This window comes from Paenibacillus sp. W2I17, assembly GCF_030815985.1.
In the GTDB taxonomy this organism is placed as follows: Bacteria; Bacillota; Bacilli; order Paenibacillales; family Paenibacillaceae; genus Paenibacillus.
On record NZ_JAUSXM010000001.1, the window covers coordinates 2450176 to 2466575 of the forward strand.

Consider the following 16400-nt stretch of genomic DNA (forward strand, 5'->3'; position numbering starts at 1 on the left):
ATAAGGAGGATTTTCATTTATGCCAAAACGATTTAGCAGAATGCTCGCGTTCCTCTGTTGCTTGGTAATGGTTGCGTCGCTAATGCCTACCAGCTATGCCGCCGCCACTGACAACATCGAGAACGCAGAAGCGAATGAAACACCCACCGCCATTTTTGGAACTCCCGAACTCGGGTCAAACGACCCACTCTGGGGACAGACCATGGAGCATCACATCAACAAAAGCACTGTGCCCGCCGATCCCAGACCCCATGCCACGGGCACAGCCAGAATCCTTTGGGACCATGACTACCTGTATTCCAGAGTAGTTGTGAATGACAGTAATCTATATCAGGGAGCTGGCGGAGATCACCAGTACGACAGCCTGGAGTTTTATGTCGGCACCGGAACCGGAGGCTCAAACCAATGGCGCGTCAGCGCGACGGGCGTGTTCTCAGGGCAGGCCGCTCCGGGCAGAGCTGCATGGACCCAGATCACGGAAACAGGATATATCGTGGAGATGAGAATACCCAAAAGAACCTTGACCTTGGAGGAGGGCAAGCTTACCTTTGAGGTTTATATTAATAACTCGACGGAAAAGGGCGGTGACCGCTATGAAGTCGTTTCCAGTTTCGGAGATCCGGACGCGGCTTACACCAGCGCTGCTTCTTTTACAGACAGCCTGCAGCTCTCTTTAGCCAATGAAGTGGACACCAGATTCTCAATCACCGCCACTGCGGGACCGGGCGGCCGAATAACGCCGAACCCACCCGGCGATGTTCTGAGAGTAGATCGGGACTCTAACAAAGAATTTACGTTTACCCCCGATTCCGGCAAAATTGTGGATACTGTAACGGTAGACGGCGAGACCGTGACTCTATCTGCTGGCACTTATACCTTTTCGAATATTGAGACTAACCATACAATTCACGTAACATTTAAAAATGATCCGGACGCGGGGATACTTCCCTTTATCGTATGGAATGACAACTTCGCCAGTGGCGAGTACACAACGGCTGTCATCATTGACTTAGGCGAGGGGAAAGCAGCGTTAGGCTCCGAGCTTAATCCGGGCTTGTTTACCTTGTCAGCCAGGAACACAACCCTGAACGGCGAAGCGGTGACCTTTGAAGGGACGCGCAAGATCACAAGGGTATACGCTAATGACGAACCGAAGGTACGCGGCTATCTGGGGTCGGTAAGCAATTCACCGGATTATCAGGACGGACTGGCAAGCGGCCGTTACATCGTAGTTGAGTCTGAGTTTTATTCAGCGAGCGGCGGCAAAACAACGCTGGATGGCAGCAGTAACTCGACAAAGCAGGTTTACAACATCGTCCCAAACGGAGAGATCGTACTGACAGAGGGGAGTCCACTTCGCAACGTGGTTTTTGAACAGGAAAAAGTTGTGAATCCGATCCTTGACAAGTTTACAACATTCACGGACAATTCGGTCAATCGCTCGCTCTATCTTCACAAGGATGAAGACGGTAAAGTGATCAAAGGATTGCCGCTGTATGTTTATACCCACGGCATGTCACGCGGCGGCACAAACGCTGCGACAGACCAAAAAGCGGCCATGAAATCCGCCAACGGCTCAGTCGCTCTAATGAAAAAAATGGAGAAAAATCCTGACAAGTACGCCAGCCATGTACTGAATATTTCCTATAATGGCGTATCTGTTCCCTCAACAGAGAATGTTAAGAAGGTCATAGACGCCCTGATTGCCAGCGGCGAAGTAGACCCTAATCGTGTTTACGCGGCGGGCTTCTCATGGGGCGGCCAGTATACAAACAACTTAGTTAACAGCCATCCTGGCTTCTTCGCCGCCGCCGCACCTATGGCCCCGGTAAGCGGTTCACCGAATGCTAAGGACAACGACGCTCACAACAATCTGGCCTATTGGATGTTTGTAAATGCTCATAACGTTGCAGGCTACCAGACTAACCTCAATAACTTCATCAATAACAATATGCCGAAAATGATCAACGCGAGGGCTTCGCGCTTTGAGAGCAATGAGGTCCTTACGTGGCCCTACAATCAATTTGATCAGCCAAATCTGAGGCCGAATCCGGCCAACACACCTGTTCTGGCTGATTACATAGCGCATGAAGTTGAAGCGGCGGTTCTTTACAACCAGATAACTATGGAGAATTGGAGCATAGCTCCCACGGCGCAGTCCGCTAACTTGCCGGCTTGGAACAATGACTACACAGACGTCTTTGATTGGATGTTCGCGCAGAGAAAACCGGTCGTGCCCGGTGCTCCGAGCGGCTTTAAGGCGACAGCGGGTGACGGACAGGTCACATTGAGCTGGACCGCCCCTGCTGACGACGGTGGCAGTGCGATATTGGGCTACAAGGTATGGTATGGCAACGTGACGCCGGTCACATTGGATGCGGCGGAGACCAAATATACCTTCAAGAACCTGACAAACGGCCAAGGCTACAACTTCACCATCATCGCGGTGAATGCAAAGGGCGACGGCGCGGAGATCAGTGCGACGACGACGCCACTGAAGACGACGACTCCCACTGTGCCTGATTCTGGCGGCAATACGGGCAACACCGGAAACACCGGAAATACCGGAAACATGGGTAATACGGGCAACACCGACAATACGGGCACCGGGACAAACGCTGGAACGCCGAAGTCGACCTACACAGTGAATACACCGAAGGATAAGCCCGCGGTCACAGACAAAAACGGCAACACCACCCTCCCTGGCGGCGGCGAGATTGCGACCAAAGGCGGGACGAAGATTAAGGTACCCGAAGGCACAACGATAGACTCAAACGGTAAGGTAACCATTCCGGCAGACAAGAGCGCCGAAGTGACACTACCCGGCGGCAGCAGCACAGTGACCATTTCGGACGGCTCGACGATCGCGAGCGACGGTACGGTCACAGTAGGTGGCAAAGACGCGCATGTGAACCTGCCAAACGGCAACCGTGTGGATATCCACGGCGGATCGAAGATACGGAGCGGCGGAGCGGTTGTGGTAGGACCGAGCGGCGCAAGAGTTGACTTAGACAACGGCATGTCGCTGAACATCCGTGAGGGTACGGAGCTGACGTTTGATGACGCCACCCCACTGGGCTTCCTCGTGATATCGGGCAATCCTTTCAGGGATGCCAACATGGACGACTGGTTCTACAACGATATAAATTTCGCCTACACATACGATCTTTTCAACGGCACGACGTCCACAACGTTCTCACCGGGAACCGCAATGACGCGTGCAATGTTCGTGCAGGTACTGTCCAATCTTGAGAACGTAAACCTCTCCAGCTACACAAGTTCCCGCTTTAGCGACGTGACGGACGGACAGTGGTACACCGCGGCAGCCGAGTGGGCGGCCGAAAAAAGCATAGTTAAAGGTACAAACGCAGACCTGTTTGACCCCAATTCACCGATGACGCGCGAGCAGATGCTGGTTATACTGTACAACTACATGAAGTACAAGGGCTATGAGATACCTGAAAGCCACGCTAAGTCCTTCGCGGACGAGAGTGAGATCAGCTCCTGGGCGTTGGAGGCCGTTCAGGCGCTGCAAGGCAACGGCATTGTATTAGGCAAACCGGGCAACTTTTTTGCTCCCAAAGCCACCGCCTCCCGCGCCGAAGTAGCCACGATCTTTGTAAGGTTCGTCGAATATCCGGCTAAGTGAAAGCGCATACAGAATTAAGGTGACCCCTCCCGGTTGGACAATATCCAGCCGGAAGGGTCTCCTTGTTTTCAAACTGCACTTTTTTTGACAACTCCACGGTCAGGAATTTTAGTATTTGCTACCCTTAAAGTAATATCCTATCTAAAATCGCTTGATAAGATAATGAAGAAACGCGGACTTGAACAGAAAGACGTCGTTCAAATTACCGGCATAAATCGCAATACTGTAAAGGCGCTCGCGTTGAACGCCAACGCGCGGATAGATTTCCCAACGCTCAATACCTTGTGCGAAAAGTTGGACGTGCTGCCTGGCGATTTAATCGAATACATACCTAATACCGAGGAAAGTGCCGAGTAAACGTAAAAAACACCGCTAACCCATACTTAGGGATTACGGTGTATTTATTATATGTAGTGGGTTACATTTTCCCATTATAAGCTAATAAAATAACTATATTCGTTATTTAATATTGTAATGCGTTACATTTGGGGGTAAAATTGAATTACCACTGTAAATCATAATTTACAGAGGACAAGAGCGGTACATCATCTAAGAAATAACCGCAGTCTTTGGAGAGAGGCGGTTATTTCTGCTTGGTACGTATAATTAACACTATTAATGTCGCGAACGAAATCATAAGGATAAGTGTCTCATAGGTGGACATGCTACCACCTCCCCTCATATGAAGGTAGGCAAAGCCCGCTCTTGTCCACTTTCCAGTATACACGCGGATTCAAAATTATGAAATAATAAATATTGAGACACACCGGGCCGTTAACCATACGGCTCTTTTTTGCATGGTTTACCATGGAATCAGCGCGTTTTGGCTTCGCTAAGGGGAACGTACACGAAAGGGCATACGCGGCTAAATGTACGGTGATCTTACGGGAATTTAGCCGCGAATGAAAAAGAACCGCTAAGCCTGCGTGCGGGCTGCGGTTCTACTTTTCATCAATTTGAGTTACGCCAGTTTAATGTGATTCAACAGGTGAGCCACTTATAGAAACATAATCTTGCCATTTAAATTTGTTAAAATGACCACTAGTATTTAAAAGATCATTTATCACTTGTTCTTTCTCCTCTGGATTTTCTCGGATATGAAAGTATAAAGCCAGTAAGTCTACTCCAGTGATTAAACAATGATCTCGATTATTACTATATGTCATCATCTGGTCAGGGAAAGGTTTTTCAATTCTTTCTTCTAAAGGAACATCTTTAAAAGCGTTTACTACTAAAATGCCTTTAGGCTTTATGTCCTTTGTCGCGAGATATTCGCTCACCCATTTTTCTAGTTGCGCAGCATGTTTTTCTGCAGCACTTTTAGTAACCCCTTTTACTTCTACTACTGCTACTTGACCTTTATATACTAATATAAGATCGTCTCTTCCTGGTATACCCTCACTAACTTCAAAGCCGAGGTAACCAAAAACCCTACCCACTATATTTTCCAAGGGTTGACCTGTCCCAGCAAAGAGAATTTTCAACTCCTCCAAGGATTTTAAATCTGAACCCAACTTCTCTATCTCAAATTCTAACATTTTCAATTCATCATTTTTCTTTGTTATTTCCTGTTTAACTTTTTTTCCTCGGGCACCTCCGTTAAAAAACTCCACTCAGGAAGTGTTTTAATATAATCGTGATCAGGTTTGCGGATTTGACTATGTATACTCGCCAAGCATGTAGATAGAGCGTATATTTGATTTTTGTCAAGTATAATTAGTAGGGGGGTAATTTCTCTTTTATTTGAACAAAGATGAAGTTACACTTAATTTATGAGAAAGGTGATGAGATGAGTACATACGAGGCACTTGACGTCATGCTTAACTTTGGTACTTTTATTTTCGCAATGTTGGCCTTCATTACGTCAGTAATTTTCTTTTTACACGTAAAAAAGCGATAGCCTCCCCGCCAAGAGCTGCTACCGCGATCTAATTTATGTAATAATCATAAACCTTACCGCCAACACACGCAATACCCAGGAAGACGCAGTCTACTCCAAAGCTGCGTCTTTTTCTGTCTACTTGCGGAATCATGCCCTGCGCGGGACCTCCTTACGCCTATTACTTCGTCTCACCTACGAGCTTAAACGTTCCGCCCGTCGACTCACCAATGTTATAATTTTGAACCGTGAGCTGTACGAAAGTAGAATCGTTCCAAGCTGGCGCGTTAGGAGATTTAGTATAGTATTCGCTCACTGCTTTGATGATTGCGTCAGATTTAGCGCGTAGCTCACGATCAGACAGTTCGTAGGCCCCCTTATTTTTGTACAATAATGAGAGAGCAGGTTGATTTTCGACGTCTATAACAACATCGCTTAAATTACCGTCATCGCCCCAACTGAACCTAATTTTATTTACAACGAAATCATCCGTAACAATTCCGTCTTCGATATCGTGGGCCAACGCTGTTAAATAAGTTAGCTTGCGATATGTATCTTGCTCCTCATTAATAACTGCTTGCGCGTCTGCAGTTTTTTGTAATTCATCATTCTTTTTCGAGATTGACACAATCTGTTCGGAAAGTTTATCAGTCTTGCTTGATAGTTCTGAATTCTGAACAAATAAATAAATTGATGCGGCGACTGCTAAAGCCGAAATCCCCAACGCAACTGCAGATAATACATTTATGCGCTGCTTTGGCTTGCTTTCTGATAAAGTTAATTCGTCCATTATGTACCTTCTCCCCTGCGTTTTTATAGTTCTATTCTACTATATACAGGAAAATTATACTATATATAAACGACAAAAGACGCAGCCCTCAACGGAAATTTATCCGCGAGAACTGCGCCTCATTTTATACTTCGCTTGCGCGCTTGATGGGTCACTAAGACTGTCGGTTCGTCTTGCGCGGCTTTTCAAGTTTCCCAATAACAGCGTTCAGAGGGGAAAACTCGTCATGGTTCTTCTTCACGTTCTTATCGGACAAATGCGTATAGTGAGCGGTCATACGCCCGTCAGCGTGTCCGAGGATGTCCTGTAGATGGCGCTGTGATCCGCCTTCCTCTAAAAATAGCGTCGCCCCTGAGTGACGCAGTAAGTGCGGATACACGCGCTTCTCAATTCCGGCTCGATCCGCGTACTTCTTCAATTGATGGCGGAAGTGATTCGGAAGCAGGCGCTCACCGTAATTATTAAGGAATATATATTCACTTCCAAACTCCGTTGATTCGCGGATTAACTCTTGCATCAGCTTAGCAGTTCGTTTTGTGATCGGTACAATTCGTGGCTTACACGTCTTGGTCACTTCCCGTCGTAAAGTTGCACAACATGCGGTAAAGTCTACGTCAGTCTTACGTAATGTTAACGCCTCGTCTACGCGTAACATCCCATCAATCAAGAGATTTATTACAACGAAATCTCGAAAGTCGCTGTACGTTGGTTTGGCGCTTTTAGAAGGTCGCTCATCTCCTCCGCGGTAAGTACCTCAATATCCTTCCCAATGTCCTGTACGTTCTTTAAATACGTAAACGAGTCTGCTTCAATTACTTCCTCTTCTTTTAAAAACTTAAACATCGTCTTCATATTCTTAATGCGCGTGTTAATTGATTCGGAAGAAGTCCCACAGTGCGAACAGATTCCGGAACTTTACAGTTATCGCTAAACCTCCGTTTTTCATCACGTAACCAAATTATGTAATCACGCCCTACCTCAACGTTGATATTCCGGATGTCACGAATGATCTTACGCTCATCCAGAAATTCACAAAAGTAATTGTAATTCTGTACGTATGTCTTTAGCGCATTCTCCGCACGACCCTCGGATTTCTTCGCCTGGTAGTAATAATCAAACAGGTAGTCTAACGAATGTTGTAAGCGCGTTGATGTGCGCTCACTCTTAATTGTTCTTCCTTTACGTTTATCCATTCCATACCGCCTCCTTCGATAATAAGTACGGTAAGAAAACGAGGGATTAGGCGCGCATATCTGCGAGTTGTCCACGTTAACAGTCAACGTCTAGACAAACGAAAAAACCCGCTATATTAGCGGATTCTCTAAGAGTATGGAGCCTAGGGGGATCGAACCCCTGACCTCATCGCTGCCAGCGATGCGCTCTCCCAGCTGAGCTAAGGCCCCAGGATATGAAATAGATAACTTGTCCAACACTGCTACGTTCCACAGGCGACTCCTATATCATATAAAATCCAGCTTTCGCTGTCAATCACTTTTTAAGATCCAAAGTGATTGGAGAAGAACAACCGATTTCTCTGGTACACACGGACTGGAACTCCAGACTGCTCTTCTCCCTTTACCAACTTCACTAATCCTCCAGATCGTCTTTGGACAACAGGGATTTCAGTTCTTTCATGAACATATTGATATCTTTGAACTGGCGATATACCGACGCAAAACGGACATACGCCACTTCATCGACTGGAAACAACTGTTCCATCAATAGCTCACCAATCTGGCGACTCTCAACTTCAGCATCCGCTGTATTACGCAGAGATTTCTCTACTTCAGATACCATCATCTCCAGGGTCTCTACGGAGACTGGACGTTTCTCACAGGCACGAATAAGCCCGCGGAGAATCTTGTCCCGGCTGAACTCTTCACGACTGCCATCTTTCTTAATAACAATCAGTGGAGTCTCCTCAATCATCTCAAACGTTGTAAATCTTCGGGCACACTGCTCACACTCACGGCGACGACGAATGGATTTTGCCTCGTTGGCCGGACGCGAATCAAGCACTTTGGTACCCATATAACCGCAATAAGGACACTTCAAATCAGATCACTTCCCACTTTTACTTTTTACCACATATTCCCTGTACTGATTTTGTAATGAAAAATGCATTGCCGACACATAATACTTTTACCAACCCGCGAGGAGGTGAACAGCAATGGCACAAAGCAATGGTAACTCCAACAACCTGGTGGTAACTAAAGCTTCCGCAGCACTCGAGCAAATGAAATATGAAGTTGCTCAAGAACTCGGAATCAGCATCCCACAAGACGGATACCAAGGTAACATGACTTCTTACGAGAACGGTTCGATCGGTGGATACATCACGAAGCGTCTGGTAACAATTGCAGAACAGCAATTGGCAGGTCAATACCAATAATATCTGCATCGTAATACGCTACACAGAGGAGCATGGAGCGGCCGGTGAATAACCGGCCTGCTCTGTGCTTCTACTTATATACTTAGAACGTATTATAGATCTTTACATACTGATTATAATAGTAAATGACTCTTTGTACATAGTGACGCGTCTCACCAAACGGAATATCTTTCACTGTATCGAACGAGCCATCCCATACACCATCTCTAAGCCAACTGTTCACTTTGCCTGGACCCGCATTATAGGCAGCGATCATAACTGCTTCATTGCCATCGAATTGATCGGACAGATTCCGCAGATACCATGTCCCTAATTGAATATTTCGTTCTGGCTCGTGCTTTAATTCCTCCAGCGAAGTGTCGGGAATTTTGGCTTGTTCCAGTATCCAGTTCGCCGTGTCCGGCATCAGTTGCATGAGCCCAATGGCACCTCGTTTGGATTCCTTGCTTGTCTTGAAATTGGTCTCCACCTTGATAATGGAAGCAATCAGAAACGGATCAACCTCATAACTCTGAGATTGGGCACGGATCTCTTCCTTATAATGTATGGGATAGAACCATGCCATCCAGTTTGTATTCAGAAATAACACCAGTACAAAGGACACAAACATCAACAGCAGTACACGTTTCTTACGCAATATTCTCATAACAAACCCTTACGCTGTAGATATGAGTCAATTTGCTGTTCCGTCGCAGGCCATAAGCCGCTGTTATCGATGACAATGTCTGCCAGCTGTTTTTTGCGCTCAATATCCATCTGTACATCCATTCGAGCCTCAGCCTGTGCTGCAGTCATTCCATCCCGACTCATCAAGCGATCTCGTTGCACCGATCTCGGGACATATACAACCATGACTTCCTCGAAACCGTCCTCCAGACCTGATTCGTAGAGCAAAGGAATATCAGATACCACAAGTTTATCCGGATGTTGCAACGCGTATGCAGCAGCCCGTTCGCGCATCTCTCTTCGGATTGCCGGATGTGTGATGGCCTCCAATGCCTTTCGTTCCTCAGGTTGTTGAAAAACAATACTCCCGAGCTTTTTCCGATCCAGTGTTCCATCTTCGTTCAGTATGGCTTGTCCAAACCGCTTAACAGCGGCGGCCAACACGGGATGCCCGGGCATCATAACTTCCCGGGCAATAACGTCTGCATCGATGAGCAACGCTCCCTTACTGGCGAGATAGGCGGAAACACTGCTTTTGCCTGTCGCGATCCCGCCGGTTAAGCCTATATTCATCGTTTCACCTCATAACAACTTCATTATTCCCATAATCATTAACAATAGTGCTGGCAGTATAGACAGTCTTCGCATCCAGCGCAGAGCTGAGAATCGCAGTCCAACTTTCATCCCAAGTAACAGAAACGCTCCACTAAACAGCGCAATAATGAGTGCCGTCCACAGTGTAGGGAATCCTAGAAGTGCCGCTCCCAATCCTGCTCCAAACGCATCCAGAGACAAGGCAATACCAAGCCACATCGCTTCTTGGGCAGATATACTTCCCGAGTTATCCATATCCGCCTTGGAGGGACTGCGAAGGATCTGAATGACGACCCCCAGCTTACGCAGCTCCAATGTAAAAACCATGCGTTCCAGTGATCCACCTGAAGCCGACTGCTCCAGATCCAGCGCAAGCACCTGATTCCTGCCCTTTGAATCCGACAGTCTCTCTTGTGCTTCTCCCACCCCAGTTACCGTTGCTTCTGTTCTCTCACCCGTTCCAGCGTCTGTTTCCAGTTGTTCTTTGCCTTGCTTTCGAATAAGTTGCAACAGTGACCATGCACCAATACCTATCAATATAACGGCTCCCACGATCGAAGCGATATCCGGTGACACCACATGGGACAACAACACACCTACTTGCATCGACAAGGCAATAACCAATCCCGAACAGATCGAAATAACAGCGATAGATAACAGGGGAATCTTAGTCCTCCGTAACCCATATGTAATCCCGACTCCAAAACCATCTAAACTAAGCGCCAAAGCAAGCGCCAGCAATGAAATAAAATGATGCAGCACCCCGGACTCCTCCTCTGTGCGGTACTCGTGCCAACTGAAGATGCCAGTATGGGTATACGCCCGCTTATTTCTGCCATATCAGTATATGGAGGGAGGAATCCAAGGGTGCTATGATTTCATCATTTCGTTCATTCAGTTCATGTTACAGCAGCTGACAGTTCGGACAAAAATGCGTGCCACGGCCACCAACCACCGTTTTTTCAATTAACGTACCACAAGTTGTACAAGGTTCTGATTTGCGTCCATAGATTTTCAGTTGATGCTGGAACATCCCCATCTCACCCTGTCCATTCACATAGGACTTGATGGAAGATCCACCTGCATTCACTGCATCTTGCAACGTAGCCACAATCGCTTCATGAAGCACCGTTAACTGAGCTTCAGTCAGTGTCTTGGCGATGGTCTCGGGATGGATACCTGCGCGAAATAGAGCCTCGTCCACATAAATATTCCCGATACCGACCACATATGCCTGATTTAAAAGTACAGCCTTGATTTTGGTTGTACGCTTGCCAACCGCCTCGCGGAATGCAGTTACCGTAAAGGCTGGATCAAGCGGCTCCAGTCCCAGCTTCAGCAAAGGTTTGGACACCAGTTCCTCACCTGCATTAAACAGATGCATCGTACCGAACTGACGCACGTCCTTATAACGCAATTCCGTACCATCATTAAAATGGAAGATCACATGTGTATGTTTCTCCACATCTTCATGCTGCTCGTACACACCGTACCTTCCTTCCATCCGCAGATGGGAGACAAGCACCAGCCCGTCCAGCAAAATACGCAAAAACTTGCCGCGGCGCTCCACCCCAATGACGGTATGTCCCGCGAGTTCCATTGCAAATGCATCTATATCGTCCGGCCGCTGAATAATCCGCGGCAAGCTAACGGTAACATGATCAATCGTTTTGCCCACAATAAGTTGATTCAGTGTTCTTCTGACTGTTTCGACTTCCGGTAATTCCGGCATGATGTTCTCACCTCCCCTATATTATAACGGAAGATGGCGCTCAGCGGGACCCTTTTCTTATATCTCAAACATGGAAAGGCCTTTTGTAAAATACCGGAAAAACCGCGCAGCACTTGATTTATTTCGCTTCGTACCAGTTATCACCAAAGCTGACTTCTGCTTTCAGCGGAACCGACAGTTCCAATGCTTTTTCCATAACAGAAGGGACTAACTCTTTCATCAGTTCCAATTCATCCGCAGGCACTTCGAATACAAGTTCATCGTGCACCTGAAGCAACATACGGCTCTTCAACTTGCGTTCCCGCAGCGCTTCATCCATCTGTACCATGGCCAGCTTGATGATATCTGCCGCTGTTCCCTGAATCGGTGTATTCATCGCCGTACGCTCTGCGAAGGAACGCAGATTGAAGTTACTGGCGTTAATCTCTGGCAGGTAGCGACGTCGTTCCAACAACGTTTTGACGTAACCATCCTGGCGAGCTTCCTTCACAATGTCATCCATATATCGGCGGACACCCTGGAATACTTCAAAATACTGATCAATAAACTGTGCGGCCTCTTTACGTGTAATATGCAGGTTCTGTGATAAGCCATAATCACTTATGCCATACACGATACCAAAGTTAACTGCCTTGGCGGAACGACGCATATCCCCATCCACATCCTCAGGCTTCACGCCGAATACATCCGAAGCGGTCTTTGTATGAATATCCATATCATTAACAAATGCTTCCTTCAAGCGCTCATCGTCCGAAATGTGTGCCAATACACGCAGTTCAATCTGGGAATAGTCTGCTGCCAAAATGGACCATCCGGGCTCGGAAGGAACAAATACCTTCCGGATTTTGCGACCTTCCTCCATCCGAATCGGAATGTTCTGCAAGTTCGGGAATTGACTGCTAAGTCGTCCCGTTGCAGCAATGGTCTGACGATAATACGTATGCACCTTGCCATCCCGATTGGATATCTCTTTGAGTAATCCTTCCACATAAGTGGATTGCAGCTTGGCAAGCTGACGATATTGCAGAATATGCTTGACCACATCATTATAAGGAGCCAATTTCTCCAATACTTCCGCATCTGTGGAATAACCCGTTTTTGTTTTCTTCACCACTGGCAAGCCCAGTCTATCAAACAAAATCTCACCCAGTTGCTTTGGTGAATTCAGATTAAATTCCGTTCCTGACAGCTTGTAGATCTCAGCCATCAACCTGCTAATCTGTTCTTCAAACTCACTGCCCAAAGCCTGCAGATCGGCTGTATTGGCCTTGATGCCCTGTTTCTCCATGTCCGCCAATATGCGTGACAACGGCATCTCCAGTTCATGGAACAGTGAATTCATCTCATCCGTTTCCAACACCTGCTCCTGAAGTGGAATAATGGCTGCGACTGCAGCAGCTTTGCGGCACAGGAAATCACCCAAGATCTCCACTTCGGGTACCTTGTACTTGGCCCCTTTGCCCATAACCGTGTCATCCTCCACAAGTGACGGCAGACCATACTTGGTCGTGAGTCCACTAATCGTCTGGTTGGATTCCGTTGGATCAAGCAAATACGCAGCCAGTTGTACATCAAATGACGCACCAGCGAATTCAATGCCATGTGCATGCAGGGCCAGGTCTACACGATGAAGATCATAACCGCGCTTCGGCTGGTCTGAATTACCAAGCCATGCCCGCACTGGAGCCGCAGCCTCGGAATGAAGCAATTCGGGAGATATGAACGTATATGTTCCAGCGGAACCTACAGCAAGTCCAATCAATTTTGCTTGGTGCGGGTTATCCCCATGTGTCTCCACGTGGAGGACATCAATGGAATCGAGGGAACTGAACAGCTCACTGATGTTGTCCTCTGTTGCAATGGAGGATTCAACTTCTGCAGCAGGGACCGCTTCCTGTTCAGAACCGATGCTGCCACTGAACGACAGGCGTTCGAGCAAGGATTTGAATTCCAGCTTGGCCAATGCAGGGCCCGCATGTTCTTCTTTTAATCCAGCGAATTGCATATCCTCCCACGTCTGCTCCAGCGGAACTTCCCGGTGAATCGTCGCGAGTTGTTTGCTCATCCTAGCATCTTCGGCATGGGCCTCGATCTTTTCTTTCATCTTGCCTTTCAACTCACTTGTACCGTTCAGCACATCTTCTACCGATCCGAACTGATGCAGCAGCTTCAAAGCTGTCTTCTCTCCAACCCCGGGAATGCCTGGAATGTTATCGGACGCATCGCCCATCAGACCCTTGAGATCAATGATTTGCAATGGAGTCAGACCATAACGCTCCTTAATCTGAGCAGGATCATACAGCTCAATATCGGTTACCCCTTTACGTGTCAGCCCGATATGTACATTTTCGGAGGCAAGCTGCAGCATATCTTTGTCACCCGATACAACAAGCACCTGTCTGCCCGCTTCATCTGCGCGTTTGGTTAACGTTCCGATGATGTCATCCGCTTCGAATCCAGCCAGCTCAAACTGAGCAATGCCAAGTCCTTTCAGCAGTTCTTTGAGCAAAGGGAATTGCTCTGACAACTCTGGTGGTGTTTTCTCCCGTCCACCCTTGTATTCCTGATACCCTTCGTGGCGGAACGTGATTTTGCCTGCATCAAATGCAACCATAACATGTGTAGGTTTATGCTCTTCAAGCAGTCTTAGCAGCATTGTGGTGAAGCCATATACCGCATTGGTATGCAGACCTTTTGAGTTGGTCAGAGGCGGCATTGCAAAAAACGCCCTGTAAATAATGCTATTTCCATCTATGAGAATAAACTTGTCCATTCCAGCACCTCGCGTATTATATGGTCAACCTCTTCAAATTACATCTACTCTCATGATACCATACCCACCTGTCACATCAAAAAGAATAGCCTCTTTTCACTTCATTTTTAATTGCAAAAAAGAACCTTCTCCGCAGACAGCTGTACACAGCCTACCTGAGAGAAAGTCCTTTTCCATTCATATGATTGCATTACTTAATCAGTACTGATTCCCCAATTCCAAAGCAATACTCTTCTATTGATTCAGATCCGGACGTTTACCTGTCACCAGGTACACCGTGCTCTCACCAATGTTGGTTGCATGATCGCCAATCCGTTCAATGTAACGTCCAACCATCATCAGCAGCATAGCCTGTGAAGCCTGATTAGGATGCTCTGTCATTAACGTGTAGAGATCACTGATCATATGGCTGTACAGTTGATCGACCTGATCGTCCGTCTGAGCCATTTTATAGGCCAGGTCTGTGTTTTCTTTCAGGAAAGATTCGATGGATTCATCAATCATGGATTTCACGATTTCTGCCATTTGCGGGATATCCACCAGAGGTTTAATCAGCTTCTGTCCATCCATCCGGAGTGTCACCTTCGCCACGTCGAGCGCAAGATCTCCCATACGCTCCAGATCACTGGAGATTTTGAATGCCACGATAATACGTCTGAGATCCTTCGCCACCGGCTGTTGTGTGATGATCAGTTTGGAGCCAAGTTCCATAATTTTGTCTTCAAGGGCATTCAGATTCGCATCATTCTTGATGATGACCTGAGCTTTCTCCGCGTTCATCGTTTGTAAACTCTCAATAGCACCATCCAATGCTGCTCCTACATGTTCACCCATTTGTTTGAGCAAGGTACGCAGCTCTTCAAGCTCCTGATCAAATTCTTTTCTGCGAATCATAGATTTCATGTCCTCCTTATCCATCATCTCCGGGTATGCCGGGATCATTCCAATTCAGCTCGCTTAACCGAACCTTCCAGATATATAATCCTCAGTCCGGGAATCTTGCGGTGTGGAGAATAACGTCTCCGTATCAGCTGCCTCCACCACTTCACCATTCAGGAAAAATACCGTGCGTCCAGATACCCGTGCCGCCTGGTGCATATTGTGGGTAACCATAACGATTGTGTACTTGTGATGCAACTCCTTCACCAGTTCCTCAATCTTCAATGTGGAGATCGGGTCGAGTGCAGACGTTGCTTCATCCATCAGCAGAACGTCTGGCTGTACAGCCAGCGCCCGTGCAATACAGAGACGCTGTTGTTGTCCGCCGGACAAACTAAGTGCCGACTTTTTCAATACATCCTTTACTTCATCCCATAGGGCAGCATGGACAAGACTTTGTTCCACCAACTGATCCAGTTCAGCCTTTTGGGTTACCCCGTGCAAGCGCGGTCCATAAGCCACGTTATCGTATATGGATTTTGGAAAAGGATTCGGTTGTTGAAACACCATGCCAACTCGTTTGCGCAGTGTCTCCACTTCAATCTCATTACTGTAAATGTCAGAGCCATTCAGCATAACCTGTCCTTCCACACGAACACCCGGAATCATGTCATTCATCCGGTTTAACGTGCGAAGCAATGTCGATTTACCACAACCTGACGGCCCGATGAACGCAGTAACGGTTTTTTCCGGCAGATCCATCGATATATTTTTAAGCGCGTGATGCGTATCATAATATAAATTAAGATTTTCAATGTGAATGAGGTCCTTCATGGATGTTCACTTCTCCTTCGCTGCAGGGACACAGAAACTCCCTTTACGTCGAGACCGATACTGATAATCTTTCATCGCTGCTCGGCCATCTTTAATATCCTACCCTTTCATTGTAAAAACAGTATCACTTTCATGTTAACGGAATGTAAAAAAGACATCCTTAACCTTCATGATCTGCTTGATGGATCAATCTGATTCCTGATGTCTGCCTT

General features: G+C 47.1%; 18 protein-coding genes and 1 tRNA gene. 4 read left to right on the forward strand and 15 right to left on the reverse strand.

Translation table 11 applies throughout. The features are described 5' to 3' along the window. Positions 1-19: 19 nt before the first annotated feature. Positions 20-3649 (forward strand): S-layer homology domain-containing protein, encoded by a 3630-nt coding sequence (locus QF041_RS10680; RefSeq protein ID WP_307413996.1) that lies wholly within the window; start codon positions 20-22, stop codon positions 3647-3649. A 33-nt stretch (positions 3650-3682) separates the two neighbouring features. Further along, positions 3683-4006, forward strand: a complete 324-nt coding sequence (locus QF041_RS10685; RefSeq protein ID WP_307413998.1) for a helix-turn-helix domain-containing protein — start codon at positions 3683-3685, stop codon at positions 4004-4006. Between the two features lie 226 nt (positions 4007-4232). Here QF041_RS10685 and QF041_RS31260 read toward each other — a convergent pair whose 3' ends face one another. Next, positions 4233-4331: a putative holin-like toxin gene (locus tag QF041_RS31260; protein WP_353883448.1), complete on the reverse strand. Its 99-nt coding sequence runs from the start codon at positions 4329-4331 to the stop codon at positions 4233-4235. A 289-nt stretch (positions 4332-4620) separates the two neighbouring features. Beyond that, entirely contained in the window at positions 4621-5187 is a 567-nt protein-coding gene (locus tag QF041_RS10690; RefSeq protein WP_307413999.1) for a hypothetical protein, read from the reverse strand. Positions 5188-5438: 251 nt separating this feature from the next. On the opposite strand from QF041_RS10690, the gene QF041_RS31265 reads away from it, so the two are divergent. Then, positions 5439-5549, forward strand: coding sequence for a putative holin-like toxin (locus QF041_RS31265; RefSeq protein ID WP_373461333.1), 111 nt, complete (start codon positions 5439-5441; stop codon positions 5547-5549). A 160-nt stretch (positions 5550-5709) separates the two neighbouring features. On the opposite strand, the gene QF041_RS10695 is transcribed toward QF041_RS31265, so the two are convergent. From QF041_RS10695 to nrdR, 6 genes are all read right to left on the reverse strand, one after another. After that, positions 5710-6318: a hypothetical protein gene (locus QF041_RS10695; protein ID WP_307414001.1), complete on the reverse strand. Its 609-nt coding sequence runs from the start codon at positions 6316-6318 to the stop codon at positions 5710-5712. Between the two features lie 154 nt (positions 6319-6472). Further along, positions 6473-6973 (reverse strand): tyrosine-type recombinase/integrase, encoded by a 501-nt coding sequence (locus tag QF041_RS10700; protein WP_307414003.1) that lies wholly within the window; start codon positions 6971-6973, stop codon positions 6473-6475. 20 nt (positions 6974-6993) lie between these two features. After that, a complete protein-coding gene (locus QF041_RS10705; protein ID WP_307414005.1) occupies positions 6994-7161 on the reverse strand; it encodes a hypothetical protein in 168 nt (55 codons plus the stop codon). A 5-nt stretch (positions 7162-7166) separates the two neighbouring features. Further along, entirely contained in the window at positions 7167-7511 is a 345-nt protein-coding gene (locus tag QF041_RS10710) for a hypothetical protein (protein ID WP_307414006.1), read from the reverse strand. Between the two features lie 137 nt (positions 7512-7648). Beyond that, positions 7649-7721: transfer RNA gene (locus tag QF041_RS10715), tRNA-Ala, on the reverse strand. Between the two features lie 184 nt (positions 7722-7905). Beyond that, positions 7906-8373 carry a transcriptional regulator NrdR gene (gene nrdR / locus QF041_RS10720; protein WP_036609807.1) on the reverse strand — a complete coding sequence of 156 codons (468 nt, stop codon included), beginning with the start codon at positions 8371-8373 and terminating at the stop codon, positions 7906-7908. 115 nt (positions 8374-8488) lie between these two features. Here nrdR and QF041_RS10725 point away from each other — a divergent pair, with 115 nt between their 5' ends. Continuing rightward, positions 8489-8710: an alpha/beta-type small acid-soluble spore protein gene (locus QF041_RS10725; protein ID WP_017689472.1), complete on the forward strand. Its 222-nt coding sequence runs from the start codon at positions 8489-8491 to the stop codon at positions 8708-8710. 82 nt (positions 8711-8792) lie between these two features. On the opposite strand, the gene QF041_RS10730 is transcribed toward QF041_RS10725, so the two are convergent. The 7 genes from QF041_RS10730 to pstB form a co-directional block, all read right to left on the reverse strand. After that, positions 8793-9356 (reverse strand): lytic transglycosylase domain-containing protein, encoded by a 564-nt coding sequence (locus QF041_RS10730; RefSeq protein WP_036609809.1) that lies wholly within the window; start codon positions 9354-9356, stop codon positions 8793-8795. Next, a complete protein-coding gene (gene coaE / locus QF041_RS10735; protein ID WP_307414009.1) occupies positions 9353-9949 on the reverse strand; it encodes a dephospho-CoA kinase in 597 nt (198 codons plus the stop codon). Before coaE ends, QF041_RS10730 begins: the two co-directional genes overlap by 4 nt. A gap of 9 nt (positions 9950-9958) precedes the next feature. After that, positions 9959-10732, reverse strand: coding sequence for a manganese efflux pump (locus QF041_RS10740; protein WP_373461334.1), 774 nt, complete (start codon positions 10730-10732; stop codon positions 9959-9961). Positions 10733-10874: 142 nt separating this feature from the next. Further along, positions 10875-11702 (reverse strand): DNA-formamidopyrimidine glycosylase, encoded by an 828-nt coding sequence (gene mutM, locus QF041_RS10745; RefSeq protein WP_036669994.1) that lies wholly within the window; start codon positions 11700-11702, stop codon positions 10875-10877. Between the two features lie 118 nt (positions 11703-11820). Beyond that, positions 11821-14475, reverse strand: coding sequence for a DNA polymerase I (polA, locus tag QF041_RS10750; RefSeq protein ID WP_307414011.1), 2655 nt, complete (start codon positions 14473-14475; stop codon positions 11821-11823). 234 nt (positions 14476-14709) lie between these two features. Next, a complete protein-coding gene (gene phoU, locus QF041_RS10755; RefSeq protein ID WP_017689478.1) occupies positions 14710-15369 on the reverse strand; it encodes a phosphate signaling complex protein PhoU in 660 nt (219 codons plus the stop codon). Between the two features lie 63 nt (positions 15370-15432). After that, complete coding sequence (pstB, locus tag QF041_RS10760) at positions 15433-16188, reverse strand: phosphate ABC transporter ATP-binding protein PstB (protein WP_036609821.1); 756 nt, start codon at positions 16186-16188, stop codon at positions 15433-15435. Between the last annotated feature and the right edge of the window lie 212 nt (positions 16189-16400).

Bases quoted from the DNA above. Each gene is read 5' to 3' on its own strand.
- QF041_RS10725 (WP_017689472.1), top strand. From the start codon at position 8,489: ATGGCACAAAGCAATGGTAACTCCAACAACCTGGTGGTAACTAAAGCT.
- polA (WP_307414011.1), bottom strand. From the start codon at position 14,475: ATGGACAAGTTTATTCTCATAGATGGAAATAGCATTATTTACAGGGCG.
- coaE (WP_307414009.1), bottom strand. From the start codon at position 9,949: ATGAATATAGGCTTAACCGGCGGGATCGCGACAGGCAAAAGCAGTGTT.
- phoU (WP_017689478.1), bottom strand. From the start codon at position 15,369: ATGATTCGCAGAAAAGAATTTGATCAGGAGCTTGAAGAGCTGCGTACC.
- QF041_RS10705 (WP_307414005.1), bottom strand. From the start codon at position 7,161: ATGTTTAAGTTTTTAAAAGAAGAGGAAGTAATTGAAGCAGACTCGTTT.
- QF041_RS31260 (WP_353883448.1), bottom strand. From the start codon at position 4,331: ATGAGGGGAGGTGGTAGCATGTCCACCTATGAGACACTTATCCTTATG.
- QF041_RS10680 (WP_307413996.1), top strand. From the start codon at position 20: ATGCCAAAACGATTTAGCAGAATGCTCGCGTTCCTCTGTTGCTTGGTA.
- pstB (WP_036609821.1), bottom strand. From the start codon at position 16,188: ATGAAGGACCTCATTCACATTGAAAATCTTAATTTATATTATGATACG.
- QF041_RS10690 (WP_307413999.1), bottom strand. From the start codon at position 5,187: ATGTTAGAATTTGAGATAGAGAAGTTGGGTTCAGATTTAAAATCCTTG.
- QF041_RS10700 (WP_307414003.1), bottom strand. From the start codon at position 6,973: ATGTTACGCGTAGACGAGGCGTTAACATTACGTAAGACTGACGTAGAC.
- QF041_RS10710 (WP_307414006.1), bottom strand. From the start codon at position 7,511: ATGGATAAACGTAAAGGAAGAACAATTAAGAGTGAGCGCACATCAACG.
- QF041_RS10695 (WP_307414001.1), bottom strand. From the start codon at position 6,318: ATGGACGAATTAACTTTATCAGAAAGCAAGCCAAAGCAGCGCATAAAT.
- QF041_RS10730 (WP_036609809.1), bottom strand. From the start codon at position 9,356: ATGAGAATATTGCGTAAGAAACGTGTACTGCTGTTGATGTTTGTGTCC.
- QF041_RS31265 (WP_373461333.1), top strand. From the start codon at position 5,439: ATGAGTACATACGAGGCACTTGACGTCATGCTTAACTTTGGTACTTTT.
- mutM (WP_036669994.1), bottom strand. From the start codon at position 11,702: ATGCCGGAATTACCGGAAGTCGAAACAGTCAGAAGAACACTGAATCAA.